At 74.8% G+C, this 22,834-nt stretch carries 19 protein-coding genes; 12 read left to right on the forward strand and 7 right to left on the reverse strand.

Annotated features, from left to right (window positions below; genetic code table 11):
• The first annotated feature begins 122 nt into the window (after positions 1 to 122).
• Together ACIQFU_RS06555 and ACIQFU_RS06560 are read left to right on the forward strand one after the other, a co-directional pair.
• The gene (locus ACIQFU_RS06555; protein WP_402549466.1) at positions 123 to 956 is read left to right on the forward strand and encodes a hypothetical protein; all 834 of its coding nucleotides are present in this window, start codon (positions 123 to 125) and stop codon (positions 954 to 956) included.
• A 29-nt stretch (positions 957 to 985) separates the two neighbouring features.
• A complete protein-coding gene (locus ACIQFU_RS06560; protein ID WP_402549468.1) occupies positions 986 to 1,477 on the forward strand; it encodes a flavin reductase family protein in 492 nt (163 codons plus the stop codon).
• Between the two features lie 14 nt (positions 1,478 to 1,491).
• On the opposite strand, the gene ACIQFU_RS06565 is transcribed toward ACIQFU_RS06560, so the two are convergent.
• Positions 1,492 to 1,875 carry a hypothetical protein gene (locus tag ACIQFU_RS06565; RefSeq protein ID WP_016325234.1) on the reverse strand — a complete coding sequence of 128 codons (384 nt, stop codon included), beginning with the start codon at positions 1,873 to 1,875 and terminating at the stop codon, positions 1,492 to 1,494.
• A gap of 332 nt (positions 1,876 to 2,207) precedes the next feature.
• A complete protein-coding gene (locus ACIQFU_RS06570) occupies positions 2,208 to 3,125 on the reverse strand; it encodes a MurR/RpiR family transcriptional regulator (RefSeq protein WP_402549470.1) in 918 nt (305 codons plus the stop codon).
• Positions 3,126 to 3,640: 515 nt separating this feature from the next.
• Here ACIQFU_RS06570 and ACIQFU_RS06575 point away from each other — a divergent pair.
• On the forward strand, positions 3,641 to 3,811 hold the full coding sequence (locus ACIQFU_RS06575; protein WP_402549471.1) for a hypothetical protein: 171 nt from the start codon (positions 3,641 to 3,643) through the stop codon (positions 3,809 to 3,811).
• Positions 3,812 to 3,816: 5 nt separating this feature from the next.
• On the opposite strand, the gene ACIQFU_RS06580 is transcribed toward ACIQFU_RS06575, so the two are convergent.
• Positions 3,817 to 4,506: a nucleoside/nucleotide kinase family protein gene (locus ACIQFU_RS06580; RefSeq protein ID WP_402549472.1), complete on the reverse strand. Its 690-nt coding sequence runs from the start codon at positions 4,504 to 4,506 to the stop codon at positions 3,817 to 3,819.
• 53 nt (positions 4,507 to 4,559) lie between these two features.
• Between ACIQFU_RS06580 and ACIQFU_RS06585 the strand changes: the two genes are divergently transcribed.
• The 4 genes from ACIQFU_RS06585 to ACIQFU_RS06600 all read left to right on the forward strand — a co-directional run bounded on the left by ACIQFU_RS06585 (position 4,560) and on the right by ACIQFU_RS06600 (position 9,865).
• Complete coding sequence (locus ACIQFU_RS06585; RefSeq protein ID WP_402549474.1) at positions 4,560 to 5,300, forward strand: beta-phosphoglucomutase family hydrolase; 741 nt, start codon at positions 4,560 to 4,562, stop codon at positions 5,298 to 5,300.
• Positions 5,297 to 7,675 carry a glycoside hydrolase family 65 protein gene (locus ACIQFU_RS06590; RefSeq protein WP_402549476.1) on the forward strand — a complete coding sequence of 793 codons (2,379 nt, stop codon included), beginning with the start codon at positions 5,297 to 5,299 and terminating at the stop codon, positions 7,673 to 7,675. Before ACIQFU_RS06585 ends, ACIQFU_RS06590 begins: the two co-directional genes overlap by 4 nt.
• A gap of 147 nt (positions 7,676 to 7,822) precedes the next feature.
• Positions 7,823 to 9,316 carry a hypothetical protein gene (locus ACIQFU_RS06595; RefSeq protein ID WP_402549477.1) on the forward strand — a complete coding sequence of 498 codons (1,494 nt, stop codon included), beginning with the start codon at positions 7,823 to 7,825 and terminating at the stop codon, positions 9,314 to 9,316.
• 72 nt (positions 9,317 to 9,388) lie between these two features.
• Positions 9,389 to 9,865 carry a DUF5709 domain-containing protein gene (locus tag ACIQFU_RS06600; protein WP_402549478.1) on the forward strand — a complete coding sequence of 159 codons (477 nt, stop codon included), beginning with the start codon at positions 9,389 to 9,391 and terminating at the stop codon, positions 9,863 to 9,865.
• Positions 9,866 to 9,924: 59 nt separating this feature from the next.
• Here the strand turns inward: ACIQFU_RS06600 and ACIQFU_RS06605 are convergent, their stop codons facing one another.
• Positions 9,925 to 10,146, reverse strand: a complete 222-nt coding sequence (locus ACIQFU_RS06605; protein ID WP_402549479.1) for a hypothetical protein — start codon at positions 10,144 to 10,146, stop codon at positions 9,925 to 9,927.
• A gap of 201 nt (positions 10,147 to 10,347) precedes the next feature.
• Here ACIQFU_RS06605 and ACIQFU_RS06610 point away from each other — a divergent pair, with 201 nt between their 5' ends.
• Positions 10,348 to 12,618 carry an MMPL family transporter gene (locus ACIQFU_RS06610; RefSeq protein ID WP_402549480.1) on the forward strand — a complete coding sequence of 757 codons (2,271 nt, stop codon included), beginning with the start codon at positions 10,348 to 10,350 and terminating at the stop codon, positions 12,616 to 12,618.
• Here ACIQFU_RS06610 and ACIQFU_RS06615 read toward each other — a convergent pair.
• Complete coding sequence (locus ACIQFU_RS06615) at positions 12,590 to 13,699, reverse strand: PP2C family protein-serine/threonine phosphatase (protein ID WP_402549481.1); 1,110 nt, start codon at positions 13,697 to 13,699, stop codon at positions 12,590 to 12,592. The two genes, ACIQFU_RS06610 and ACIQFU_RS06615, sit on opposite strands and share 29 nt — an antisense overlap.
• Before the next feature lie 67 nt (positions 13,700 to 13,766).
• A complete protein-coding gene (locus tag ACIQFU_RS06620) occupies positions 13,767 to 14,972 on the reverse strand; it encodes a glycoside hydrolase family 64 protein (protein ID WP_402549482.1) in 1,206 nt (401 codons plus the stop codon).
• Between the two features lie 398 nt (positions 14,973 to 15,370).
• Here ACIQFU_RS06620 and ACIQFU_RS06625 point away from each other — a divergent pair, with 398 nt between their 5' ends.
• Both ACIQFU_RS06625 and ACIQFU_RS06630 read left to right on the forward strand, forming a co-directional pair.
• On the forward strand, positions 15,371 to 16,270 hold the full coding sequence (locus ACIQFU_RS06625) for a GNAT family N-acetyltransferase (RefSeq protein ID WP_402549484.1): 900 nt from the start codon (positions 15,371 to 15,373) through the stop codon (positions 16,268 to 16,270).
• Between the two features lie 133 nt (positions 16,271 to 16,403).
• Complete coding sequence (locus tag ACIQFU_RS06630; RefSeq protein WP_402549485.1) at positions 16,404 to 16,751, forward strand: hypothetical protein; 348 nt, start codon at positions 16,404 to 16,406, stop codon at positions 16,749 to 16,751.
• A gap of 6 nt (positions 16,752 to 16,757) precedes the next feature.
• Here ACIQFU_RS06630 and ACIQFU_RS06635 read toward each other — a convergent pair whose 3' ends face one another.
• A complete protein-coding gene (locus ACIQFU_RS06635) occupies positions 16,758 to 17,648 on the reverse strand; it encodes a Gfo/Idh/MocA family protein (RefSeq protein WP_402549486.1) in 891 nt (296 codons plus the stop codon).
• Positions 17,649 to 18,287: 639 nt separating this feature from the next.
• On the opposite strand from ACIQFU_RS06635, the gene ACIQFU_RS06640 reads away from it, so the two are divergent.
• On the forward strand, positions 18,288 to 21,104 hold the full coding sequence (locus ACIQFU_RS06640) for a LuxR C-terminal-related transcriptional regulator (RefSeq protein ID WP_402549488.1): 2,817 nt from the start codon (positions 18,288 to 18,290) through the stop codon (positions 21,102 to 21,104).
• 121 nt (positions 21,105 to 21,225) lie between these two features.
• Positions 21,226 to 22,509, forward strand: a complete 1,284-nt coding sequence (locus tag ACIQFU_RS06645) for a PucR family transcriptional regulator (RefSeq protein ID WP_402549489.1) — start codon at positions 21,226 to 21,228, stop codon at positions 22,507 to 22,509.
• Positions 22,510 to 22,834: the final 325 nt, after the last annotated feature.

Here is a 22,834-nt window from a genome sequence, read left to right on the forward strand (position 1 = left end):
ACGTAGCAGCCCGGCGAAGTTCATGGCACTCAGTGCAGCGTTATGGGGGAACTGAGTGCACCCGGAGCCGCGCCATGCCGGTCGCATACGATCACTTCCGGTCAGCCCCGTAGGAGTCCCGCATGCCGTTCACCCGCCCCCGCATCCTGTACGTCACCGACCTGGCCTACCAGGCGCGCGGTCGGCGCTACTGCGACGAGGACATCTTCCTCACCTCCCGGCTGCGCGAGGAGTTCGACCTGGCCCTGTGCGACCCCCGCGACGCCGCCGCGCTGCTCGACGGCTTCGACGCCGTCGTCGTCCGCAACAGCGGTCCCGTGCAGGAGTACAAGGCCGCCTACGACGCCTTCCGCGAGCGCGCGGCCGAGCGCGGGACGCGTGTCTACAACCAGCTCACCGGCAGGGCGGACATGCTCGGCAAGCAGTACCTGCTCGACCTGACCGCGGCAGGGTTCCCGGTCGTCCCCACCGTCGGCCGCGCCGAGGACCTGCACCTGCTGCCCGCCGCCGAGGAGTACGTCGTCAAGCCCATGCTCGGCGCGGACTCGGCGGGCCTGCGCGTCGTCCCGGCGGGACGCGTGCCCGAGGCGCTGGGCGACGCGGGGGACCTCCTGGTGCAGCCGCGCGTCGACTTCGCCTACGAGGTCTCCTTCTACTTCGTCGACCACGACTACCAGTACGCCCTGCACGCGCCGCACCCCGACCGCCGCTGGCGGCTGGAGCCGTACGACGCCACCGTGGCCGACCTCGCCTTCGCGCGGCGGTTCATCGAGTGGAACGGCGTCGACCACGGCATCCAGCGCGTCGACGCCTGCCGCGCGCCCGACGGCGAGCTGCTGCTGGTCGAGCTGGAGGACCTCAACCCCTACCTGTCCCTGGACGCCCTCGACGAGCCGGCCCGCGACGCCTTCGTCGCCGCCCTGCGCACGGCCCTGCGCCGCCTGCTCGCCGGCTGAGCGAGGCCGGAGCGACCGGGCCGCCTAGCATGGCCGCCATGGACGTGTTCCTGGACCGGCTCGACCCGGACATGTGCGTCGTCACGGCCGCCGCGGGCGGGGAACGGGCCGGCTGCCTGGTCGGTTTCTCCTCGCAGTGCTCCATCCGGCCCGTGCGGTACGCCGTATGGATCTCCGACGTCAACCGGACCTTCCGCGTCGCACGCTCCGCCGACGTCCTGGCGGTCCATCTGCTCGCCCGCGACCAGCGCGGGACGGCGGAGCTGTTCGGCGGGTGCAGCGGCGACGACGTGGACAAGTTCCGCCGGATCCGCTGGCGCGAGGCCTACGGCGGCGCCCCCGTGCTGGAGGACGCCGAGGCGTGGTTCGTCGGCCGGGTCGTGGAGCGGACCCCGGGAGGCGACCACGTCGGTTTCGTGCTCGAGCCGGTCGAGTGGGGCGGACGCGGGAAGACCGCCGGCGGCCCGCTGCTGCGGCTCGCCGACGCCCGCACCATCCGGCCGGGGCATCCGGTGGACTGAGGCGCGCCGGCCGGTCAGCGTCCGGCGGTGCCCCGCTCGGCCAGCGCCTCGGTGACCGCCCGCACGCTGCGCGCGATGTGCTGCAACTGGAGGACCTCCGCCGCGTACAGCTTGATGGTGTGCTCGATGGCCGCCTCGTGCAGGCCCAGCCGCGGCAGGTCCGCGCGGGCGGTCTGCAGCGCGGTGCGGGCCACCCGGATCTCGTGCTGGACCTGGATCTGCGCATGCCGGGCGAGCAGCACCGGGTGCCGGATCAGGGCCGGGTAGCCGGCGTAGCGCGCAGGCACCAGCTCACGCAGCCACCTGGTGGCCGAGCGTTCCCAGTCGTAGCTGCCGGGGGTCTTGACCTGGCAGGGCCAGTCCGGGCTGATGCGCGTGGTCGTCAGGGGCATGATCATCGCTTCCGGGGGTGCGGCGTCGACGGGGTGGGCGACGGGTGGGGGCGGCCCCGGTCCAGGGGACGACCGGGACCGCCGGGCGCTCGCGCAGGCGATGCCCGACCGGAACACCCGGCGCGCCGGAGCGGGTAGGAATGCGGCGGGCCGAGGTGTTCGCGCAGGTGCGGACGCGCTCCGGGGCGGCCGGGTCGCGATCCGTGAGCAGTATTTATATATGCCATCTGCTTTGCAAGACGTATGAAAACATTCATGCCTGCTTTGACGGGGATGGCCCCCGTCTGCGCCGACCAGTCGCCGCCCGGCCGCTCCCGGGGAGGCGCCCGCTCGCCCGCTCAGTCCCGCAGGAAGAACTGGTGCTGGTCCGCGACCTGCTCGTACTCCTCCAGCCGGGCCTGCGTCCGCTCGGGGTCCGCGTCGGTCATGGCCTGGAGCAGCGCCGCGCACATCACGCCCGGCGCAGCGTAGGAGTCGAAGACGAGCCGGGACCCCGTGCCCGTGGCGAAGGTGACGTCGGCCTCGTCCACGACCGGGCCGAGTGCCAGGTCGGTGATCAGCGCGACCTTCAGCCCGGCACCGCGCGCCACTTGCACGGCGCCCAGCGTCTCGTGGGCGTGCCGGGGCATGGAGAAGGCCAGCACCCAGGTACCGCCCGCCTCCCGCGACTGGAGCAGGGCGTCGTAGGCGACGGTGCCGCCCCGGGTCACCAGGCGTACGTCGGGGTGGACGCGGCGGGCCGCGTAGGCGAAGTACTCGGCGAGCGAGACGGAGATGCGCAGGCCGAGGACGGTCAGCGGCGCGGAGGCGGCCAGCTTGCGGCCGACGTCGATCACCCGGTCCGCGTCGGCGAAGTCGCGCCGCAGGTTCTCCAGGTTCTCGATCTCGGCGTCCACGGCCGCCTGGAGTTCGTTGCCCCGCGCCTCCTCGGCCGCGGCACCGCCCCGGCCGCCCAGCGCGATCGCCTGGAGCTGCTCCCGCAGCGCCGGGTAGCCGCTGAAGCCGAGCGCCGAGGCGAACCGCGTCACCGACGGCTGGCTCACGCCCACCCGGTCGGCCAGGTCGGTGATCGACAGGAACGCCGCCTCGGTGAGGTGCTCGATGAGGTACTGCGCGATGCGGCGCTGTCCCGGGGAGAGGCGGGGCCGGTCGAACAGCGTCCTGAGCCGTGAGACGGGGGAGACCTCGGGCTGCTGGACCGCCCGTCCCGAGGTGATCGCCGACGCCTGTGCGCGTGCCTGCTGCGGCGATGGCACGGGTGCGCATCCTTTGTCTCCCATGTCTCCCACGGGGGTCAACATAGCCCACCCCCCGTGCCGGGCAGGGCGGACCGCCGCGCCCGGGACCGCGCCCGGTGCGGCGCCGGACGGGGCGGCACCGCACCGCCCCGAGCAAGGACACCGGCCTCGTCCCGCGCGGGGGACGGCGGCGCGCTGTTCCGGCGGATACCGCACGGTGCCGCCGTCGACGGGGGCGGCACGGCGCCACCCGCGGGACGAGGCCGGCGGCGCCCGGTCGGGCGTGGATGCCACCGGCCCCCTGCGTGGATGCCACAGGTCCCCCTGCGGGGACGGCACCGGACCCCCTGCGGGGATGGCACCGGACCCCTGCGGGGACGGCACCACCCCGGTCGGAGACGACACCACCCCGGGTGGAGCCGAACCGCCCGTCCCGGAAGGGAACCCCGTGGCGCCGGACGTGGATAGCACCGCGCCCCCCGGGAACCCGCCGCCACGGAAGGACCCGCAGACACGGACGAGGAGCCGACGTCATGACCGTCCCGGAAGAGAACCGGCCGAAGACCGACACCACCGACGACGTTCTCGAGCAGCCCGCGGGCCGGCGCGAGGACGAGCCCCGCCCGCCCGGCGGCACCGGCCGGACCCTGCGCGAGGCACTCGAGGAGGCGCACGTCCGCCCCGACGACTTCGACGAGAAGTGACCGATTCAGACGGGCGTTGAGGGCGCCGTCCCCCGCCCGCCCGGAGGCGGGCCCGTCATCGCGTCCGCCGGTACCACCAGGTCGGCCCGGTGCCGGGTGGCGGCGACCAGTTCGGCGTTGCGCCGGTCGGGACCGAGCGCCCACGTGGCCGCGTCCGCAGGGGACTTGCCGAAGCGCTCGTGCCGCGCCACCAGCCGCCGTACGCGCTCGGCCTCCTCCAGTACGCAGAACCACACCTCGTCGAGCCTCGGCCGCACCCGCGCCCAGGCCCCGCTCTCCAGCAGCAGGTAGTTGCCCTCCGTCACGACCAGCCGTGCGGCGGGCGGCACCGGCACCGCCCCGGCGAGCGGCTGCTCCAGCACCCGCTCGAAGCCGGGCGCGTAGACGGTCTCGCCGTCCGGCTCCGCGCGCAGCCTCTCCAGCAGCGCCGCGTACCCGGCCGCGTCGAAGGTGTCCGGCGCGCCCTTGCGGTCCCTGCGGCCCAGCCGGTCCAGTTCGGCGTCGGCGAGGTGGAAGCCGTCCATCGGCACGTGCGCCACCCACGGCTCACCGTCGCCGTTCAGCTCCCGCACCAGGCGCGCGGCGAGTGTCGACTTCCCCGCGCCGGGACTGCCCGCGATGCCCAGGATCGCGCGCCGCCCGTCCCGGGGGAGGCGGCGGGCACGGGCGAGCAGGTCGTCGAAGGTCAGCGGCACATCCCACAGTGTGTCACCTGATCGGACCCGCCCCGGCGGGGAACTGTGGGGGTATGACGACGCAGCTCGGACTTCCCGACGACATCCAGGCCTGCCTCTTCGACCTCGACGGGGTCGTCACCAGGACGGCGGTGGTGCACGCCGCCGCCTGGAAGGCGACCTTCGACGCCTTCCTGCGCGAGCGGGACGGCACGGACTTCAGCCCCTTCACCGACTCCGACTACGACAGGTACGTCGACGGCCGTCCCCGCGCCGACGGCGTCCGCTCCTTCCTCGCCTCCCGCGGCATCGAACTGCCCGAGGGCACCCCCGACGATCCTCCGGACGCGCGGACCGTCAACGGCGTCGGCAACCGCAAGAACGAACTCCTCCTGGAGAAGATCCGCACCGACGGCGTGGAACCCTACGAGGGCACGCTGCGCTACATCGACGCGGTCCGCGCCGCCGGCCTCGCCACCGCGATCGTCTCCTCCAGCGCGAACACCCGGGACGTGCTGCGCTCCATCGACGCCGAGCGGCTGTTCGACGTACGAATCGACGGCGTGGTGGCCAGGGAACGGAAACTGCCCGGCAAGCCACACCCCGACACCTTCCTGGCCGCCGCCCGCGACCTCGGCGTCGAGGCCTCCCGCGCCGCCGTCTTCGAGGACGCGCTGGCCGGCATGGACGCGGGCCGCTCCGGACACTTCGGTTATGTCGTCGGCGTCGACCGCGTCGGCCAGACCGACGCCCTCTACGCCCACGGCGCCGACCGCGTCGTCAAGGACCTCGCCGAGCTGGGAGGCCACGCGTGATCACCAACCGGACGTACACCGTGGAGCCCTGGCGGGTGCGCGAGACCGCCCTCAACCTCGACCTCCTCGCCCAGAGCGAGTCCGTCTTCGCCCTGTCCAACGGACACGTCGGCTGGCGCGGCAACCTCGACGAGGGCGAACCGCACGGACTGCCCGGCAGCTACCTCAACGGCGTCTACGAACTCCACCCGCTGCCCTACGCCGAAGCGGGCTACGGCTATCCGGAGTCGGGCCAGACCGTCATCAACGTCACCAACGGCAAGCTGCTGCGGCTGCTGGTCGACGACGAGCCCTTCGACCTGCGCTACGGGCGGCTCGGCAAGCACGAACGCACCCTGGACCTCAGGCGCGGAGTGCTGGAGCGGAGCTGCGAGTGGACCTCCCCGGCCGGCACGACCGTCCGGGTGCGCTCCACCCGCCTGGTCTCCCTCACCCAGCGCGCCATCGCCGCCGTGGAGTACGAGGTGGAACCCGTCGACAGCCGGACCCGGGTGGTCATCCAGTCGGAGCTGGTCACCAACGAGAGCCTGCCCTCCGCCGACGGCGACCCGCGGACGGCCAAGGCACTGCAGTCCCCGCTGGAACCGGAGGAGGACCTGGCCGTCGGGTCGCGCCTGCGCCTGGTCCACCGCACCCGGCGCAGCGGCCTGAGGGTCGCGGTCGCCGCCGACCACGTCGTCGACGCCCCCGGGGAGATCACCACCAGCAGCGAGAGCAACGCGGACGTGTCCCGCCTGACCATCACCTCGGTCCTCGACCCGGGACAGCGGCTGCGGGTGCAGAAGACCGTCGCCCACGGCTGGTCGGGCGCCCGCTCCCGCCCCGCGATGAGCGACCAGGTCGAGGCCGCGCTGGCCGCCGCCGCGCACGGCGGCTGGGACGGACTGGTGGCCGAACAGCGGGACTACCTCGACGACTTCTGGGCCCGCGCGGACGTCGAGGTGCACGGCGACGAGGAGATCCAGCAGGCCGTCCGCTTCGCCCTGTTCCACGTGCTGCAGGCCGGGGCCCGCGCCGAGCAGCGCGCGGTTCCGGCCAAGGGACTGACCGGTTCCGGATACGACGGCCACGCGTTCTGGGACACGGAGATGTTCGTGCTGCCGGTGCTGACCTACACCGCCCCCAAGGCCGTCGCCGAGGCGCTGCGCTGGCGGCAGGCCACCCTGCCCGCCGCCCGGGACCGCGCCACCCAGCTCGGGCTGCGCGGCGCCGCGTTCCCGTGGCGGACGATCGACGGCTCGGAGGGGTCCGCGTACTGGCCGGCCGGCACGGCCGCCTTCCACGTGGCCGCCGACATCGCGCACGCCGCGGTGCGCTACACGGCGGCGACCGGCGACACCGGCTTCGAGCGCGAGACCGCCCTGGAACTCCTGGTGGAGACGGCCCGGCTGTGGCGCTCGCTGGGCCACCACGACCACCACGGCGTCTTCCACATCGACGGCATCACCGGACCGGACGAGTACAGCGCCGTCGTCGACGACAACACGTACACCAACCTCATGGCGCGGGCCAACCTCCTCGCCGCCGCCGACGTGTGCGAACGCCACCCGGAGGAGGCGACCCGGCTCGGCGTCGACGAGGAGGAGAGCGCCGCCTGGCGGGACGCGGCCGAGGCCGTGCACATCCCGTACAACGAGGAGATCGGCGTCCACGAGCAGCACGAGGGCTTCACCCGCCACCAGCGCTGGGACTTCGCCCGCACGGGTGCCGACCAGTACCCGCTGATGCTGCACTTCCCCTACTTCGACATCTACCGCAAACAGGTCGTCAAGCAGTCCGACCTGGTGCTGGCCATGTACACCTGCGGCAGCTGGTTCGACGCCCACTGCGACGACGACCAGATGGCCGCGAACTTCGCCTACTACGAGCCGCTGACCGTACGGGACTCCTCCCTGTCCGCCTGCTGCCAGGCCGTCGTCGCCGCGCAGACGGGACACCTCAGGCTGGCGTACGACTACGCCACCGAGGCCGCTCTGATGGACCTGGCGGACCTGGAGCACAACACCCGCGACGGACTGCACATCGCCTCGCTGGCCGGTACGTGGATGGCGCTGGTCGCCGGATTCGGCGGCACCCGGCGGGACGGCGACAGCCTGCGCTTCACGCCCCGCCTGCCCGAGAAGTTCAGCCGCCTCGTCTTCCGGCTGCAGTTCCGGGGCCGGTGCCTGCAGGTGGAGATCGGCCCCGACCGGGCGTCGTACTCGCTGCTGGCCGGGCCGCCCCTGACGATCCATCACCACGGGATCGAGGTCCATGTGAAGGGGGACGAGCCCGTCACCGTCGGCATCTCCGCGCCCAAGTGGCGGCCCACGCCCGAGCAGCCCCCGCACCGCCGCCCCGGTGTCGTCGACCGGGCGGGCCCGGACGACACGTGAGACCGCGCGACTGGCCGAGTTCCGCCCTGCATATCGGGGGCACGCGGGTTAGTTTGACCATGTTTTCCGGGTTTCCGGGCTCCCGCCACGGGCGGCAGGAGGTGAGCAACGAGCGGCCCCGCGACGAGCGGGGGTGAGGGGTGCACGATGGCCGACGGCGCGAACGCCGCTCTCGTCGACGGACGGCGGGGCGCGGCGGCGAAGGAGACCGGCGCCCCGCGGCGGTTACGCGGCGACGCGCAGCTCGCGGCGGTGGCCGCCGTCTTCACCCTCGCCCAACTGGTCTTCGTCCACCCCTCGATGGGGCTCGGCTGGGACGAGATCGTGTACGCCAGCCAGGTCACGAGCCACCACCCCGCCGCCTTCTTCAGCGCGCCCCGCGCCCGGGGCGTCACCCTGCTGGTGGCACCCGTCGCCTCCTGGTCGGCCTCCACCGAACTCCTGCGCGTCTACCTCGCCGCGGCGTCGGGCCTGGGCCTGTACCTCGCCCTGCGCGCCTGGAGGGGCCTGTTCCCGGCCCGGGTCCTGGCCACGGGCGGCGCGTTCTTCGCCACCCTGTGGGTGACCCTCTTCTACGGTCCGCAGGCCATGCCCAACTACTGGGTCGCGATCGGCGCCCTGACCGCCGTGGGCTGCACCCTGCGGGCGCTCGGCGCCCGCGGGACCCGCGGGCGCTCCGCCCGGGGCGCGCTGTGGGGGGCGGCCGCCGGAGCCCTGCTGATGGCGCTGATGCGGCCCACCGACGCCGTCTGGGTGGCGGCACCCCTGCTGGTGCTGGTCCTCGTACGCCGCCACTGGCCGTTGCTGCTCGCCCTCGCGGGCGGGCTGGCGGCCGGGGGAGGGGAGTGGGCGATCGAGGCGTACGCCTGGTACGGCGGCCTCGGGGAGCGGCTGCAGCGTGCCTCCGAGATCCAGGGCGGCCTCGGCTGGAACATCGCCGTCGACGACCAGATGCGCAGCCTGGGCGGCCGGGGCCTGTGCCGCCCGTGCACCGGAGCCATGCCGCACCCGGTCGTCACCCTGTGGTGGCTGCTCCTCCCGGTCCTCGCCGTCCTCGGCGCGGTCGTCGCGCTGCGGGCCCGCCGCGCCACCGCGACACTGGTGCCCCTCGCCTGCGCCGTCACGGCCGCTGCGCCGTACCTGTTCATGATCGGCTACGCGGCGCCCCGCTTCCTCCAGCCCGCCTACGCCCTGCTCGCCCTCCCGGTCGCCGACGCGCTGTGGCACCTGGTCAAGAACGGGCGCGACCGGTGGCGGCCGGTGGCCGCGACGCTGGTCGCGCTCGCGGTGGCCGGGCATCTGGCGGTCCAGTTCTCGGTCCTGGCGGGCACCGTGAACCGCAACGTCGACAGCCGCGAGGACTGGGCCCGGGTCGCCGGCGAACTGCACCGGCTCGGCATCCGCCCGCCCTGTCTGCTCACCGGGCACGAGTCCATCCCGATCGGCTACTACACCGGCTGCTCCTCCGGCTCCACCGGCGGCAACAACGAGAACACCACCACCGCCGAGATCCTGGACGCCGCCCGGCGGATCCCGGTCGCCGCCCTCACCGGCCCCGGCGGCATCCCGCCCGCCTACGCCCGCGACTGGGCACCCCACCGCGTCGGCGACCTGGAGATCGGCGTCGCACCCCCGGGTTAGAGATCGCGTATCGGGAAACGCGAACCGGACAGCGAGACCACGAGCCGACGCGAGCGCGAGAGGGAGGCAACGATGGGCACGGACCCGATGGCCGACGACGCCTACCAGCCCACCGGCAGCAACGAGGAGCAGGAGGACGCCGCGCCCCTCGACCTCCAGGACGCCCTCGACGAGCGGACCTACGACGACACCCTCGACGAGGGCTACTCACCGCCGGAGAAGCCCCTGGGCGTGACCAGGCACGGCACCACCGCCGCCGAGCAGCACGACGGCGAGAGCCTCGACGAACGGCTCGCCGAGGAGGTGCCCGACGTGTCGGCGCCCGACGGGGACGGCGTGGGCGACGAGCCCGGGGGCGAGGGCGAACCGGTGGATCCGGAGGCGGGCACCGACCGCTCGGGCCGTCTGGTCGCCCCCGACGAGGGCGTACGCACCGACACGACCAAGGAGACCGTCGCGGAGGACGTGGGCATCGACGGCGGGGCCGCGGGCGCCGAGGAGGCCGCGGTGCACGTGGTGGAGGACGAGACCGAGCTGCCGGAGTCCTAGGACGACGCGAGTGGCCCCCGGCCGGACGGATCCATCCGTCCGGCCGGGGGCCACTCGCTTCAGGGCAGCAGCTTGTCGAGGGCCGAGGGGCCCTCGTCGGCCAGCTTGCGCCTGGCCCACTCCAGGTTCTGCGGGGTGACGTCCCGGCCGGCCGCCAGGACGAGGTCCTCCGGGGACACGTCCGTGCCGGTGCGGGCGTGGAGCAGGTCGTCCGGAGTGGCGCGGTCATCTCCCGGACCGGCTTCGGAGGGTCGGGAGGCGTCGGGCTGTGACGTCGACATGATCAGTGCTCCTCGGATCCGGATCGCTGCTTCGGTGCCGTGCTGTTGTCGGTCCCGAATATCCCGATAACACCATTCAATGCGGAACCGGCCCGCGCATCCGGAGGGCCGGCGCGGGCGCCCGGTCCGGCGTGCCGCCAGGGACGCCACGGCGTGTAATGGGAGCCATCGAGCGTTTCGCCCGGCAGAAGGACCATGGCCATGGCACGTGGGCGCACCGGCGCCGGGGGACGGGGGACGGCGAGAACGGGGGGCCTGCGGCGGTGGGGCGAGTGGTGTGCCCGGCACGGGGTGGTCGTGGTCGTCGCGTGGCTGGCCGCCCTGGTGGCGCTGACCCTGGCGAACCGCTCCTTCGGCGGGGACTACTCGGACGACTTCACCCTTCCCTCGTCCCAGTCCCAGCAGGGCCTGGACGTCCTGCAACGGCACGATCCGGCGGCCGGCGGCTACAGCGGACAGATCGTCGTGCACGATGGCGACAAGGAACTGACCTCGTTGGGCTCGCAGATGGCCACCACGGTGGGCGACCTGCAGAAGCTCCCGCACGTCCGGTCCGTCCAGAACCCGCTGACCGCCGCCCCGGCCTCCGGTTCCTCCGGGGGACACGACGAGGGCCCCCTGTCGACGGACGGCCGCACCGGCTACATCACCGTCCGCTTCGACATCCAGCCCGCCCAGCTGGGCGACGGCTACCTGGACGGAGTCGACGACGCCGTCCATCCGCTGCGCTCGGCGGGCGCGGAGGTCGAGTACGGCGGGTCGCTCGGCGAACTGGCCCGTCCGGACGCCGACGACCGGGTGAGCGAACTCATCGGCTTCGGCGTCGCGATCGTCGTCCTGCTGATCGGCTTCGGCAGCGTACCGGCCGCCGTCGCGCCCCTGGTGACCGCCCTGATCGCGGTGGTCGGCGGCCTGGCCGCCCTCGGTCTGCTCGCCGCCGCGTTCACCTTCGCCACCGTCTCCCCGACGCTGGCCACCATGATCGGCCTGGGCGTCGGCATCGACTACGCCCTGTTCCTGATCACCCGGCACCGGCAGAACCTCATGAACGGAGCCGATCCGGTATACGCGGCGGGCCACGCCACCGGCACCAGCGGCCGGGCCGTCCTCGTCTCCGGCTGCACGGTGATCGTCGCGCTCCTCGGCCTCTACACCTCCGGAGTGTCCTTCATCGGCAAGCTCGGCATCGCCGCGGCCGTGACGGTCGTCTCGGCCGTCCTGGGCGCGCTGACCCTGGTGCCCGCCCTGCTGGGCCTCGTCGGCCGGCACATCGACCGCCTGCGCGTGCGCCGGCCCGTCGCCGAGACCGACGCGGAGCCCGGCGCGGAGCCGCACGGCACCTGGCACCGCTACGCGCGGCGCGTGGAGCGGCGGCCCTGGTACTTCCTGGCCGGCGGCGTGGCGGTCCTCGCCGTCCTGGCCGTTCCCGTCTTCTCGATCCAGCTCGGCCACATCGGTGACGGCGCCGACCCCACGTCCTTCACCGACCGGCGGGCCTACGACCTGATGTCCGACGCCTTCGGACCGGGCTCCAACGGCCCGTTGACCGTCGTCGTCGACCAGAGCAGCGTGCCCCGGTCGCAGCGCTCGGACCTCGCCTCGCAGGTCACCAAGGGCCTCGGCGGCGTGTCCGGCACGGCAGCGGTGACACCGGTGACCGCGACCCAGGACGGCGACGTCCTGCTCGCCACCGTCTACCCGGCGCACTCCCCGCAGAGCGCCGCCACCACCGGCCTCACCAACCGCCTCGTCGACAGCACCCTGCCGCACGCGGTCGCCGGGACCGGCGCCGAGGGGTACGTCACCGGCACCACCGCCTCCCAGGTCGACTTCCGCGACATCGTCGCCGACCGCCTGCCGCTCATCATCGCGGTCGTCGTCGCCCTGGCCTTCCTGATCATCCTCGCCGTCTTCCGCGGTCTCCTGGTCGCCCTCAAGGCCGCCGTCCTCAACGTGCTGTCGATCGCCGCGTCCTACGGCGTCGTCGTGGCCGTCTTCCAGTGGGGCTGGGGCGGGCCCGCGCTCGGGGTGTCCGGCACCGTGCCCGTCGAGAGCTACGTCCCGATGATGATGTTCGCGATCATCTTCGGACTGAGCATGGACTACGAGATCTTCCTGCTCTCCCGGGTGCACGAGGCGTGGCTGCGCACCGGGGACGCCGAGGGGGCGGTGGCCCACGCCCTGGAGATCACCGCGCGGGTCATCACCTGCGCGGCCCTGATCATGGTCAGCGTCTTCGCCGCGTTCGTCATCAGCGACAACATCGTGGTCAAGATGCTCGGGCTGGGTCTCGCGGTGAGCGTGCTCGTCGACGCCACCGTCGTACGCCTGCTGCTGGTCCCTGCCGTGATGACCCTGCTGGGGCGGCACGCCTGGTGGACGCCGCGGTGGCTCGACCGGATCCTGCCGCACATCGACGCCGAGGGGGAGGGCGAGCGGGCGGTCACCGACCGGCCGGCGGCGAGGGAGTGAGCACGAGCATCGTCACGTCGTCCTGCACGTCCGGACAGAAGCGCACGAGGTCCGCCCAGACCAGGTCCGGGAGCGCGGCGGAATCCTCGCCCGCGAGCGTGCTCAGCCGCTCCGCCAGCGGGTAGAACGCGCCGCTGCCGTCCCTGGCCTCGACCACGCCGTCGGAGGCGAGGAAGAGCCGGTCGCCGGGGTGCAGCGACACCGTGCACGCCTCGATCGCGCCCGCGTCCGCGAGGCCGAGCCCGAGCGGCGTCCACGGCGACACCTCCAGCTCCGTGGCGGTCGCGCCCCGCAGCAGCAGCGGCGGCGGGTTGCCGCACACCACGACCCGCACCTCCAGGGCGTCGGCGGAGAACTCCAGCAGCGCGGCCGTCGCGAACAGCTCGGCGTGCCGCGCGTCCGCGGAGTCCACCAGCAGCCTGCGGTCCAGCCGCCCCGCCACCGACGCCAGGTCCGGCTGGTCGAGCACCGCCTCCCGGAACGCCCCCAGCAGCGAGGCGACCGTCGACACCGCGGACAGGCCGTGCCCCTGCACGTCCCCCGTCACGACCCGTACGCCGAAGGGCCCGTCGCGCACGTCGAAGAAGTCGCCCCCGACCAGCGTTCCGCGCTGCGCCGCCCGGTACAGCCCCGTGCAGCACACCGCCCCGACCCGCTCCGGCAGCGGGGGAGCGACGGCTCGCTGCGCGGCCTCGGCGACCGTGCGCTCCAGCCCCAGCTGGGCGTCCCGGCGACTGCGCACGAAGGACACGAAGACGCTGAGCACGGCGACGAAGACGATGGTCAGCAGGTCGGCGTCGCCGGGCCGGTCGAGCTGGAGCGCCGGGACGTGCAGCAGCGCGATCACCACACCGCCCAGCAGGGCGGTCGCCAGCGGCCCGTACGACAGGACGGCCAGCGGCGGGATGGCGCCCAGCAGGAAGCCGATCTCCAGCGGTTCGTGACTGAGCAGGGTGGCCGCGCAGATCGCCACGACGAGGGCCGGCGGAAGCACCCGGACCCAGCGGGGCGGCGGCGCCCCGCTCAGCCAGCTCCGCCGTTCCTCGCCCCGACGCGGTGACAGGGCGGGCACCATTCGCACACCACCACGCTCCTACGCCGGCGCACCGCCCGCACGCGGAGAGCCGGGGGCGGTGCGCCGCCCGGGCTCAGAGGGCGCCGAGCGTCAGCCGGAACCCGGTGGGCGCGGTGTCCTGGATGTACGAGGCGAAGTCGGCCACGTCGTCGAAGGCGAAGCCGTACGCCCTGCCGTCCTCGGTGGCCGCGTGCACCGCCTTGGCGTAGTGGTTGGTCAGCGCGGTGCCGTAGAAGGTCTTGGGGTCGGTCGTGGGCTGCTCGGCCGAGGAGACCAGCGTGGAGCGGTTGAAGCCCGCGCCGAGGACCGCGGCGACGGGGCCGGTCGTGCCGTCGTTGGGTGCGGCGAGGTTGCCGTCGCAGAACAGCACGTCGCGGGTGGACGGCTTGGCGAAGGACACCTGGGCGGGCCCGTCGAAGGTCAGCCGGTCGCCGCGCACCCGGCCGGTGAAGGTGCCGGCGTTGGTGGTGATCCTCAGGTCCTTGCCGGTGTAGGTGCTCCACACCTCGTCGATGTACGGCGCGAGGTAGTCCTCGGGGAACAGACCGGCGTCCAGCCCGTGACCGGGCGCGATCACGCGGGTGTCGTCCACGACCAGCGGCGCGAACTCCTCGACCTCGCGCAGCGCGTCGAAGACGGCCGCCCGGCCCCCCGGCCGTACCGTGCCGGTGCTCTGGTCCTCGGCGCCGGTCAGCCGGATGCCCAGCGGCACACTGAACATGTCGACCATGGTGGTGTTGCAGAACATCCCGGAGGAGTTGAACGTGAACTCCGCGCAGTCGTGCAGCACCCCGTAGTTGGGGTCGGACTCGACCCAGCCCGCCGGGTACTGCAGCGCGGCGTTGCCCGCGCCGTCGGCGACGGCCTTGAACTTGAGCTTCTCGCCGAGGGACACGTAGATCCGGCCGGAGAGGTGGGGGAGGTTCAGGTCGGTCTCGCCACTGCCGGCGAGGCCGATCGCGTAGTCGGTGTAGCCGTCGGCGCCGTTGTCGGAGAGGGCCACGGGTACCACGGTGCCGTCGGGAGCGACCCGCACCTGGCGGCCGTCCACGTTGCCGACGATGTAGACGTGCACGTCGCCGTTGCCGAAGGAGCCGGTGCCGTTGACGATCGTCAGCGGCAGGCCGCCGGCCTCCGCCTCGGGTGCCGCGTCGTCCGAGCCGACCTCCGCCAGGGCGTGCGGGGCGACGGCGGCGGCGACGGGTGCGGCCACGACCATGCCCCCGAGGGCGACGAGGAGCTTGCGGCGGGCGAGCGGACGCTGGTGACGAGGGGTCATGTGGGGGGTCTCCAGAGTGATCGGGGCATGGCGGTGCGAGAGGAAGCTGAGAGCGCTCTCAGAACGTGGGCCGATGCTACGCAGCGGCCACGGCCCGGCCAACCTCGTCCGACCGGCCCCAAGGACGTTGTCCCAGATGGGAGTTGGGGTGAGAGCTTCGCGCGGAGGAACTCTTAATCGCTGATTAAGGCCTGTTTAATCCACGCGTCCAGGGGGTCACGCCCTTAAAACCGGTGGCCCTGCCCGACCGGCGTCGCCTAACCTGTGCCCGACGCCCTGAGACCGACGGAAGGAGGGCAGAGCCGTGCAGTTCACCTCGCCTTCGCGCTCCCTCCCCGTTGTCCCGGCGTACCTCGACTGACCGGGAGCGCACCACGTTCGCACCTCCCGGAGGAACCGTGACCGATCTGGTCATCCGCGCGCTCGACGCGAGCGACGCCCATCTCTTCGACTCCCTGCCCGACCCGCTGGACGCCCGTGAGGGCCACCGGCTCACCCGCCACCGCCCCGACTGGAAGCGGGTGGCCCTGCGCGACGGCACCGTCGTCGCCCGGGCCGCGTGGTGGGGCGGCCCCGCCGACACCGAACCCGTCACCGTCAACTGGTTCGACGTGGCCGAGGGCGAGGAGGAAGCCGGAGCCGAGCTCCTGCGCACCGCGCCCTGGCAGGTCGAACTCGAACTGAACCCGCCCGGTACCTGGCGCGAGGACCCCGCCGTGCGCGCCGCCGTCGAGGCACGCTTCACCGCCGCGCGCGCGGCCGGGTACGACCTCCTGGTCGAACGCTTCCTGTACCGGTGGACACCGGGGTGCGGGCTCCCCGAGCGGCCCGGCCGGCTGGACTTCCGCCCGGAGCCCGACGACGCGGTGTTCTTCGACGCGCTGCGCCGCATCCACTCCGTCACCCTGGACGCCCACGCGCTGATGGACATCGCGGAGGGCGGGCTCGACCGGGCCGCTCAGGCGGAGCTCGACTTCTTCCACTGGTGCCCGTCGCCGCGGGAGTGGTGGCAGCTGGCGTACACCTCGCGGGGCGAACTCGCGGGCATCCACATCCCCGCGCACAACCCCTCCGGCCCGTGCATCGGTTTCATCGGTGTCCTGCCGGAACACCGCGGGCGCGGATACGCCTACGACCTGCTGGCCGAGTGCACCCACTTCCTGGTCGAGCGGGGCGCGGAGTTCGTCTCCGCCGCGACGGACCGGGGGAACCACCCCATGGCCGCCAACTTCACCAAGGCCGGCTACCCGGTCATGCGGGAACGGATCAACTTCCGTCCCGGGGCGGCCGTGCGCTGACCGGGACCGGGACCGGACCGGGCCGGGGCGACTCCGGACCGGTCCGGGCGGCAGCCGGCCTGCCGCCCCCGCGCGGGTGATCCAAGGCGGGGCCCGCGGAGGCGACACGGGGTTCGAGGGCGAGCCCCGGCACGTGCGCGGGGTGCCGGACGACGGGGGCCGCGGCCGCGGAGAGGCCGGCGCGGAGATCGGGGAGATCCTGACCGAGGACGCCGACTTTCCCTGGCTGTCGGGACGGTTCCGCTCCGGCCCGGCCCACGGCGCCGTACAGGACCTGTTCGCCCGCGAACTCGCCCTCGTGGAACGGGACGACGCCGAGCACTGGACGGAGTGGGAGACGGTCCGCGCCGAGATCGAACGACGGGTGCGGCTGGTGTCGCCCGACGGCCCGGCCGACGGTTTCCTGCTGCATGTCGAGGGCGAACGGGCCTGGTTCCCGCGGAGCGAGGAACCCTTCGGGCCGGAGCGCACCGAAGGCTGACCGCGGTCACCCCCGGCCGGTCAGCAGGGCCTCGGCCTCGGCGAGGATCTCGGTGACCCGCAGCCCGAACGCGGCGTCGCACGGATGGGGGCGCCCGCTTCCGGCGGCGGCGAGCAGCGCGTCCGCGGCCCGGCGCAGGGCGGGCACCGGGCCCTCGGTGGTCTCCGGGAGCAGCGTCACGCCGGCCCGGCCGCGCAGCTCCACCGTGGCACCCGCCGCGGCGGGCGGCGCCGTCAGGCTGAGCGTGAGCGTGCTGGACGCCCCGCCCGCGTGGTCGAGCACCAGATGGACGGTGTCCCCGGGGCCCGGCGCGGCCGCCGCCACCCGCCGGGCGTCACCGAGGACCGGCAGCAGTACGGACAGGGCGTGCGGCCCCACGTCCCACAGGGCGCCCTTCTCCCGCCGCCACGGCGAGTCGGCGAACGGGCTGTCGCCGCCGTCGCCGAACACGGCGCCGAGCCACTGGGCCCGCGCGGTGAACCAGCCGTCCCCGGCGGCCTGTTCGGTGATCCACGCCTCGGTCTCGGGCTGGAAGCGGGTGGTGAAGAAGACCACCGAGGCGACGCCCGCCGCACGCACCGCCTCCACCACCGCCCGCCCCTGCGCCTCCGTCGGCGCGAGCGGCTTGTCGAGCAGCAGATGGCACCCGGCCCGCGCCGCGCGCACCGCCAGGTCGGCCTGCACGGCCGGGGGCAGCGCGACGGCGACGGCCTCCACGTCGGCCAGCAGGGCGTCGACGTCGTCGTAGGCGCGTGTGCCGTGCCGCTCCGCCAGCTCCTTCGCGGCGTCCGGGCGGCGCCCCCACACCCCCGTGAAGTCCAGCCCCTCGTGCGCTGCCAGCGCGGGGGCGTGCGCCATGTCCGCCCAGGGGCCGGTGCCGAGCAGTCCGATGCGCATGCCGTCGCCTCTCCACGGTGCCGGACCCGGTGCCGGGCCCGGCGACGATCCTCCATGACGGCCGGCGTGCCACAGCCCGGCCGATGCCGAGCGTGCCACACCGGCAGGGGGTCCGGACAGGGCGGACGCGCTGCACGGCGGGGGCGGACGGGGTGGACGCGCTGCACGGGCAGGGGTCCCTGAGGGGGGCGGACGCGCCAAGGGTGTGGCGGATTCGTACGCGTGCCCGGTCGGCGGCACCCTGGACCCCGCCAGGTCCCGGCCGCCGCTCCGGGCGGCGAACGCCCTCGTCCACTGGAACCCGGACAGCACACCCGCGCCCCCGCCGCTCGCGGGAACCGACGGCGACACGATCGCCCCGATGGCCTTTCCCGCCGAACCGTGCCGCTCCCGCCGACCGGCCGTCCGCCACCGCCCGCACCTGTCCGGGACTGAACAACGTGACCCGGTCGCGGACACCTCACGGCCGTCGCCGGACCCTGTGCCGACGCACCACCCCGGCCGGGGCCGGTTGGGCGCCGGCACAGCGCGCGGGCCGCTCGCACGGCGCACCACCGCAGGTGACAGCGCCGAAGCCGTGGCCGAGCCGCGCGGACGGCTGCCTTCCGCCCCCGGTTACGCGCGCGTAACCTCCCGGGGATGACCGGAGAGACGACCGTACACACGGCCGTGCGGATCCACGGCCGCAGCGCGCAACGGAAGGCGTTGCGTGCGCTGTTGGACGGACTGCCCACCCGGGGCGGCCGACTCCTGCTGACCGGCGAACCCGGGCTGGGCCGGACCACTCTGCTCCACTGGGCCGCCCGCTCCTTCCGGGCCGGTCCCGTACTGCACCTCGGCCCCGACCCGGACGGCGCGACCGTCACCGCCGGGCGACTGCTCGACACCCTGCGGACGGCGGCGGGCGAAGCCCCTCTGCTCGTGTGCGTGGACGACGCGCACCTGTGGGACGCCCCGGCCCGGACCGCGCTGGCCCGCGCGGCGGAGCATTTGAGCCGTGCCGCGCGGGTCGGCGTGCTCCTCTCCGTCGCCGCGGACCGCGCCGTCGGCCCGGACTTCGCCCGGCTGCCCGTCGTCCGTCTGGACCCGCTGGCACCGCCCCGGGCGGCCGCCCTGCTCGACGACCTGACCGACGGCGCCGCCCCGGCCGTCCGCGAGCGGCTCCTGGCCGAGGCGGAGGGCAACCCGGCCCTCCTCGTCGCCCTGGTGCGCAGGCTGTCACCGGCCGAACTGCGCGGACACCGGTCTCTGTCCAGCAGCCCGCTGGCGGACGCCGCGACCCTGGCCGAGGCCGCGGGCGGGGCGCCGACCGGGCCCTGCGGCCACGCGCGGGACCTGTTGCTGACGGTGGCGGCTGCCGTACGGGCCTCGGACGGGCCGGACGTCGACGCCGGCCTGGCCCGCGACGCGCTGCGGCGCCTGCGGCCGGCACCGGGGTCCGGCGCCCGTCCGGAACCACTGCCCGCGCAGCTCGCCCTGGCCGGCGACCGGCTCCGCTTCCACAGCCCGCTGGTCCGCCGTACGGTGTACGCCACCGCCGCGCCGGACGCGCGCCGCGCCGTGCACCGCGCGTGGGCCGACGTGCTGGACGGCTGCGGCCACCGGCTCCCGGAACTGCTGCACCGGTCCTGGTCCCTGAGCGGCCCCGCGTCGGCCCCCGCGCAGGCGGACCGGCTCGCGGCGGCTGCCGACGGCACGGTGCCGGCCTCGCACCGGCTGCGCGCGACGGCGTACGCCCGCGCCGCCGAGCTGACGGCCGACGGCGCGGGCCGGGCTGAGCGGTACACCGCCGCGGCCGAGCAGGCCCTGCTCGCGGGGCACCCCGAACAGGCCCGCCCGCTCCTCGTCGCCGCCCGGGACCACGCCGCACCCGCTGCCGTACGGGGCCGGGCCGAGCTGGTGCGCGGACTCGTGGAACTCGGGGACGGCCCGGTCGGCGACGCCCACCAGTCCCTGCTGCTGGCCGCCTCCCTGCTCGCCGCAGACGCGCCCGCCGCCGCGTCGGCCGCCGCCCTGGCCGCAGCCGACGCCGCCTGGGCGGCGGGCGACCTGCCCGCGTGCCTGGCCACGCTCGCCCCCGCACCACCGCACCGAGCCACGGCCGCGACCCCGCTTCCCGGGCCGCCACACGAACCGCACGGACTCCCTGTCCCGCACGGGCTCATCGAAGCGCACGGGCGCACCGAGGGGCTCGCGGCGTCCGTCGTGCGTGACCACCGCGTCGGCATGCGGGCGCTGCTCCAAGGGCGGCTCGACCGGGCGGGCGCACCGCTCGGGCAGGTGGTGGAGCGGGGCAGGACGGAGGACCGGCCCGAGCCGCTGCTGCGGTCGGCGGCGGCCGCGCTGCTGCTCGGCGACGTGGACGCGGCCCGCGGCGCAGGTGCCCGGGCCCTGGCCGCCGCCCGGCAGCTCGGGACGGACGTGCTGGAGCCGCAGGCACTGGAGTACCTCGCCTACGCCGAACTGCGCGCCGGCCGGCACCCCCAGGCCCGCACCCATGCGGAGGAGGGGCTGCGCGCGGCACTGCGGTCCGGGCAGCGCAACTCGGCGGCGCACCACCGGGCGGTGCTGGCCCTCGCCGCGTCGATCGAGGAGGAACCGGACGTCGTCGCCGGGCATGTCACGGCCGCGCTGGACACGGCCAGGCGGCACGGTCTGGTCCAGGCGGCCACCCTCGCCCAGTGGGCGGCGGCCCGCGCCGACCTCGGCAGGGGACGTCCGTTCGAGGCCGCGGACCGGCTCGGGCTCCTCGTCCTGCCGGGGCCCGGGCGGGGCCACTTCGCGGTGTGGCGGCTGGCGGTGCCCTGCTTCGTGGAGGCCGCGGTCCTCGCCGGACGCGAGAGGGACGCCCGCGAGGTCCTCACGGACTTCGCCGGCTGGGCCGCCTTCGGCGCCGACCCGCAGGCCGCCGCCCAACTGGCCCGCTGCCGCGCGCTCCTCGCCCCGCCGGACCGCGCCGACGGACTCTACCGGTGCGCGCTCGCCCGGCACGACGAGGCGGGCGGCGACTTCGAACGGGCCCGCACCGCGCTGCTGTACGGCAAGTGGCTGCGCCGGCGCCGCAGACCGCGCGAGGCCCGTGGCCGCCTCGGCGCCGCGCTGGCCGGCTTCGAGCGCTGCGGCGCCGGCGTGTGGGCCGCCCAGACACGCGACGAGCTGCGCGCCCTCGGGGCCGCCCCGCACGCCACCGGCGCCGGAGCGCCGGCCCGCCTCTCCCGCCTGACACCGCAGCAACTGCGCATCGCGCGGCACGTCGCCGAGGGGGCCACCAACCGCGAGGTCGCGCTGACTCTCGCGGTGAGCACCCGCACCGTCGACTACCACCTCCGCAAGGTGTTCGCCGCACTCGGTGTCCGCTCCCGCCTGGAGCTGGCCCGCGTGGTCGGGCAGGCGGAACGGGCCGCGGAGGCCCGGAGGCCGCCGGGACAGCAGGAAAAGACCGGTGCACGACCCTAGGGACCGACCGGACGGTATGTCATCCTTCGGGGCAGGACGAGTCAGGGGGCAGGCCCGGCGCGGCGGGACGGCCCGTCGCATGGGCGACACCTCCGCAAGCCCTGCCCCGGGGAGGACCGCGATGCAGCACGCCGTACGGTCACGAGCAGCGATCCGCACCGGGCTGGCGCCCGTCCCACGCCCGCGGACCCCCGGCGTCACGTCGTTGATCGACGCCGACGCCCTGCGTGTCCTGCACCGGGCCGCCCGCGCCCTGCTCGACGACCTGCCCGACCTGACCGACCGCCTGTTGGCCCTGCTGGAGGAGCAGGAGCCCGCCTACCGGGCCGCCGTCACGAAGGACCCCACCGCCACCTGGCAGGAGGCCCACCGCTCCCTGCGGCACAGCGTGGCCTCACTGCTCGACCCGCGCGGCGCCCGCGACGCGGCCCGCCGCTGCTCCTGGCGGATCGGCGCCGCCCGCGCCGAGCAGGGACTCCCGCTGGACGCCCTGCTGCACGCGTTCCGCCTCGGCGGCTCACTGGTGTGGCAGCGCCTGGTCGAGGAGACGTCCAGGACCGCACCCGAGGACGTGCGGCTCCTCGTGCACGTGGCCGCCGACGTGTGGAACTTCGTCGACGAGCACTGCACCCTCGTCGCGGACGCCTACCGGCAGACCGAGTGGCAGATCGGCCGGCGCCGCGAGAACCGGGCCCGGCTGCTGGCCGCCGGCCTGCTCGACGGCACCGGCCGCATCGCCGACCTGCCCGAGGCCGCCCGCGCCCTCGACCTGCCCGAACAGGGCAGCTACGTCGTCGTCGCGCTCACCGGCGGACCCCCGGCCCGCCCCGACGCCGCCCGCGCCGCCGCCGTACCGCCCGGAGCCCGCGTCCACTGGCACGCCGGGCCCGAGGTCGACTACGGCATCGTCCTGATCGGTGCCCGCGAAGGGCTCACGGACCCGGCGTGGCCCCAGACCGCGTCCGACGTCCCCTTCCCGGGCCTGCGGATCGGCGTCGGCAGCCCGGTCGACGGACTCGCCGCCGTCGGCGACGCCCGCAGGCTCGCGGACACGGCCCTGGACATCTGCCCCGCGGCCGGCGGCACGGTACGGCTGGCCGAACAGCTCCCCGCCGCCCTGGTCGTCTCCAGTCCCGAGCTGGGCCGGGCCCTCGCCGAGAAGGTGCTCGGCCCCCTGCTCCGCCTGGAGCCCGCCGACCGCGAGGTGCTGCTGGACACCCTCACCACGTGGCTGGAGTGCGACGGTTCGGCCCAGCGCGCCGGCGAGCGCCTCTACTGCCACCGCAACACGGTCCTCAACCGCCTCCGCCGCTGCGAACAGCTCACCGGCCGTTCCCTGTCCCGCCCGGCCGACGTCGTCGAGTTCAGCCTGGCCCTCACGGCCCGGCGCGTCCTGCGCGACTGAGCCGCGGGGGAGGGCGACGCGGGGAAGCCGTCCCGGGGGGCCGGGACCCCGGAGTGTCCGGGGTCCGGGGTGCCCGGTGCCCCACGTCGGTGTGACGCCGGTGCCCGGCCCGCCCCGGACGGGCGCCGGGCGGGCCGACGGAACGGCCGCCCGCACGCGAGCGGCAGCGCCCCCGGGGTGCCCCGCGCCCTGCGTCGGTGTGGACGCCGGGCGTCACCCGGCCGCCGCCCCTCTGGGCATCCGCACAGACTCACCCGCCCCGGACTGGGACCCCGCAGCGACCCGGGCCGGTCCCCCTGTACGGCCCCCTGAGCCCGTGCTGTCG

This window comes from Streptomyces sp. NPDC093065 (assembly GCF_044754585.1).
In the GTDB taxonomy this organism is placed as follows: domain Bacteria; phylum Actinomycetota; class Actinomycetes; order Streptomycetales; family Streptomycetaceae; genus Streptomyces.

Excerpts from the sequence above, each read along its gene's own strand:
- ACIQFU_RS06620 (WP_402549482.1), bottom strand. The coding sequence starts at position 14,972 with ATGACCCCTCGTCACCAGCGTCCGCTCGCCCGCCGCAAGCTCCTCGTC.
- ACIQFU_RS06555 (WP_402549466.1), top strand. The coding sequence starts at position 123 with ATGCCGTTCACCCGCCCCCGCATCCTGTACGTCACCGACCTGGCCTAC.
- ACIQFU_RS06605 (WP_402549479.1), bottom strand. The coding sequence starts at position 10,146 with ATGTCGACGTCACAGCCCGACGCCTCCCGACCCTCCGAAGCCGGTCCG.
- ACIQFU_RS06645 (WP_402549489.1), top strand. The coding sequence starts at position 21,226 with ATGCAGCACGCCGTACGGTCACGAGCAGCGATCCGCACCGGGCTGGCG.
- ACIQFU_RS06565 (WP_016325234.1), bottom strand. The coding sequence starts at position 1,875 with ATGATCATGCCCCTGACGACCACGCGCATCAGCCCGGACTGGCCCTGC.
- ACIQFU_RS06595 (WP_402549477.1), top strand. The coding sequence starts at position 7,823 with ATGGCCGACGGCGCGAACGCCGCTCTCGTCGACGGACGGCGGGGCGCG.
- ACIQFU_RS06610 (WP_402549480.1), top strand. The coding sequence starts at position 10,348 with ATGGCACGTGGGCGCACCGGCGCCGGGGGACGGGGGACGGCGAGAACG.
- ACIQFU_RS06640 (WP_402549488.1), top strand. The coding sequence starts at position 18,288 with ATGACCGGAGAGACGACCGTACACACGGCCGTGCGGATCCACGGCCGC.
- ACIQFU_RS06585 (WP_402549474.1), top strand. The coding sequence starts at position 4,560 with ATGACGACGCAGCTCGGACTTCCCGACGACATCCAGGCCTGCCTCTTC.
- ACIQFU_RS06575 (WP_402549471.1), top strand. The coding sequence starts at position 3,641 with ATGACCGTCCCGGAAGAGAACCGGCCGAAGACCGACACCACCGACGAC.
- ACIQFU_RS06635 (WP_402549486.1), bottom strand. The coding sequence starts at position 17,648 with ATGCGCATCGGACTGCTCGGCACCGGCCCCTGGGCGGACATGGCGCAC.
- ACIQFU_RS06600 (WP_402549478.1), top strand. The coding sequence starts at position 9,389 with ATGGGCACGGACCCGATGGCCGACGACGCCTACCAGCCCACCGGCAGC.
- ACIQFU_RS06560 (WP_402549468.1), top strand. The coding sequence starts at position 986 with ATGGCCGCCATGGACGTGTTCCTGGACCGGCTCGACCCGGACATGTGC.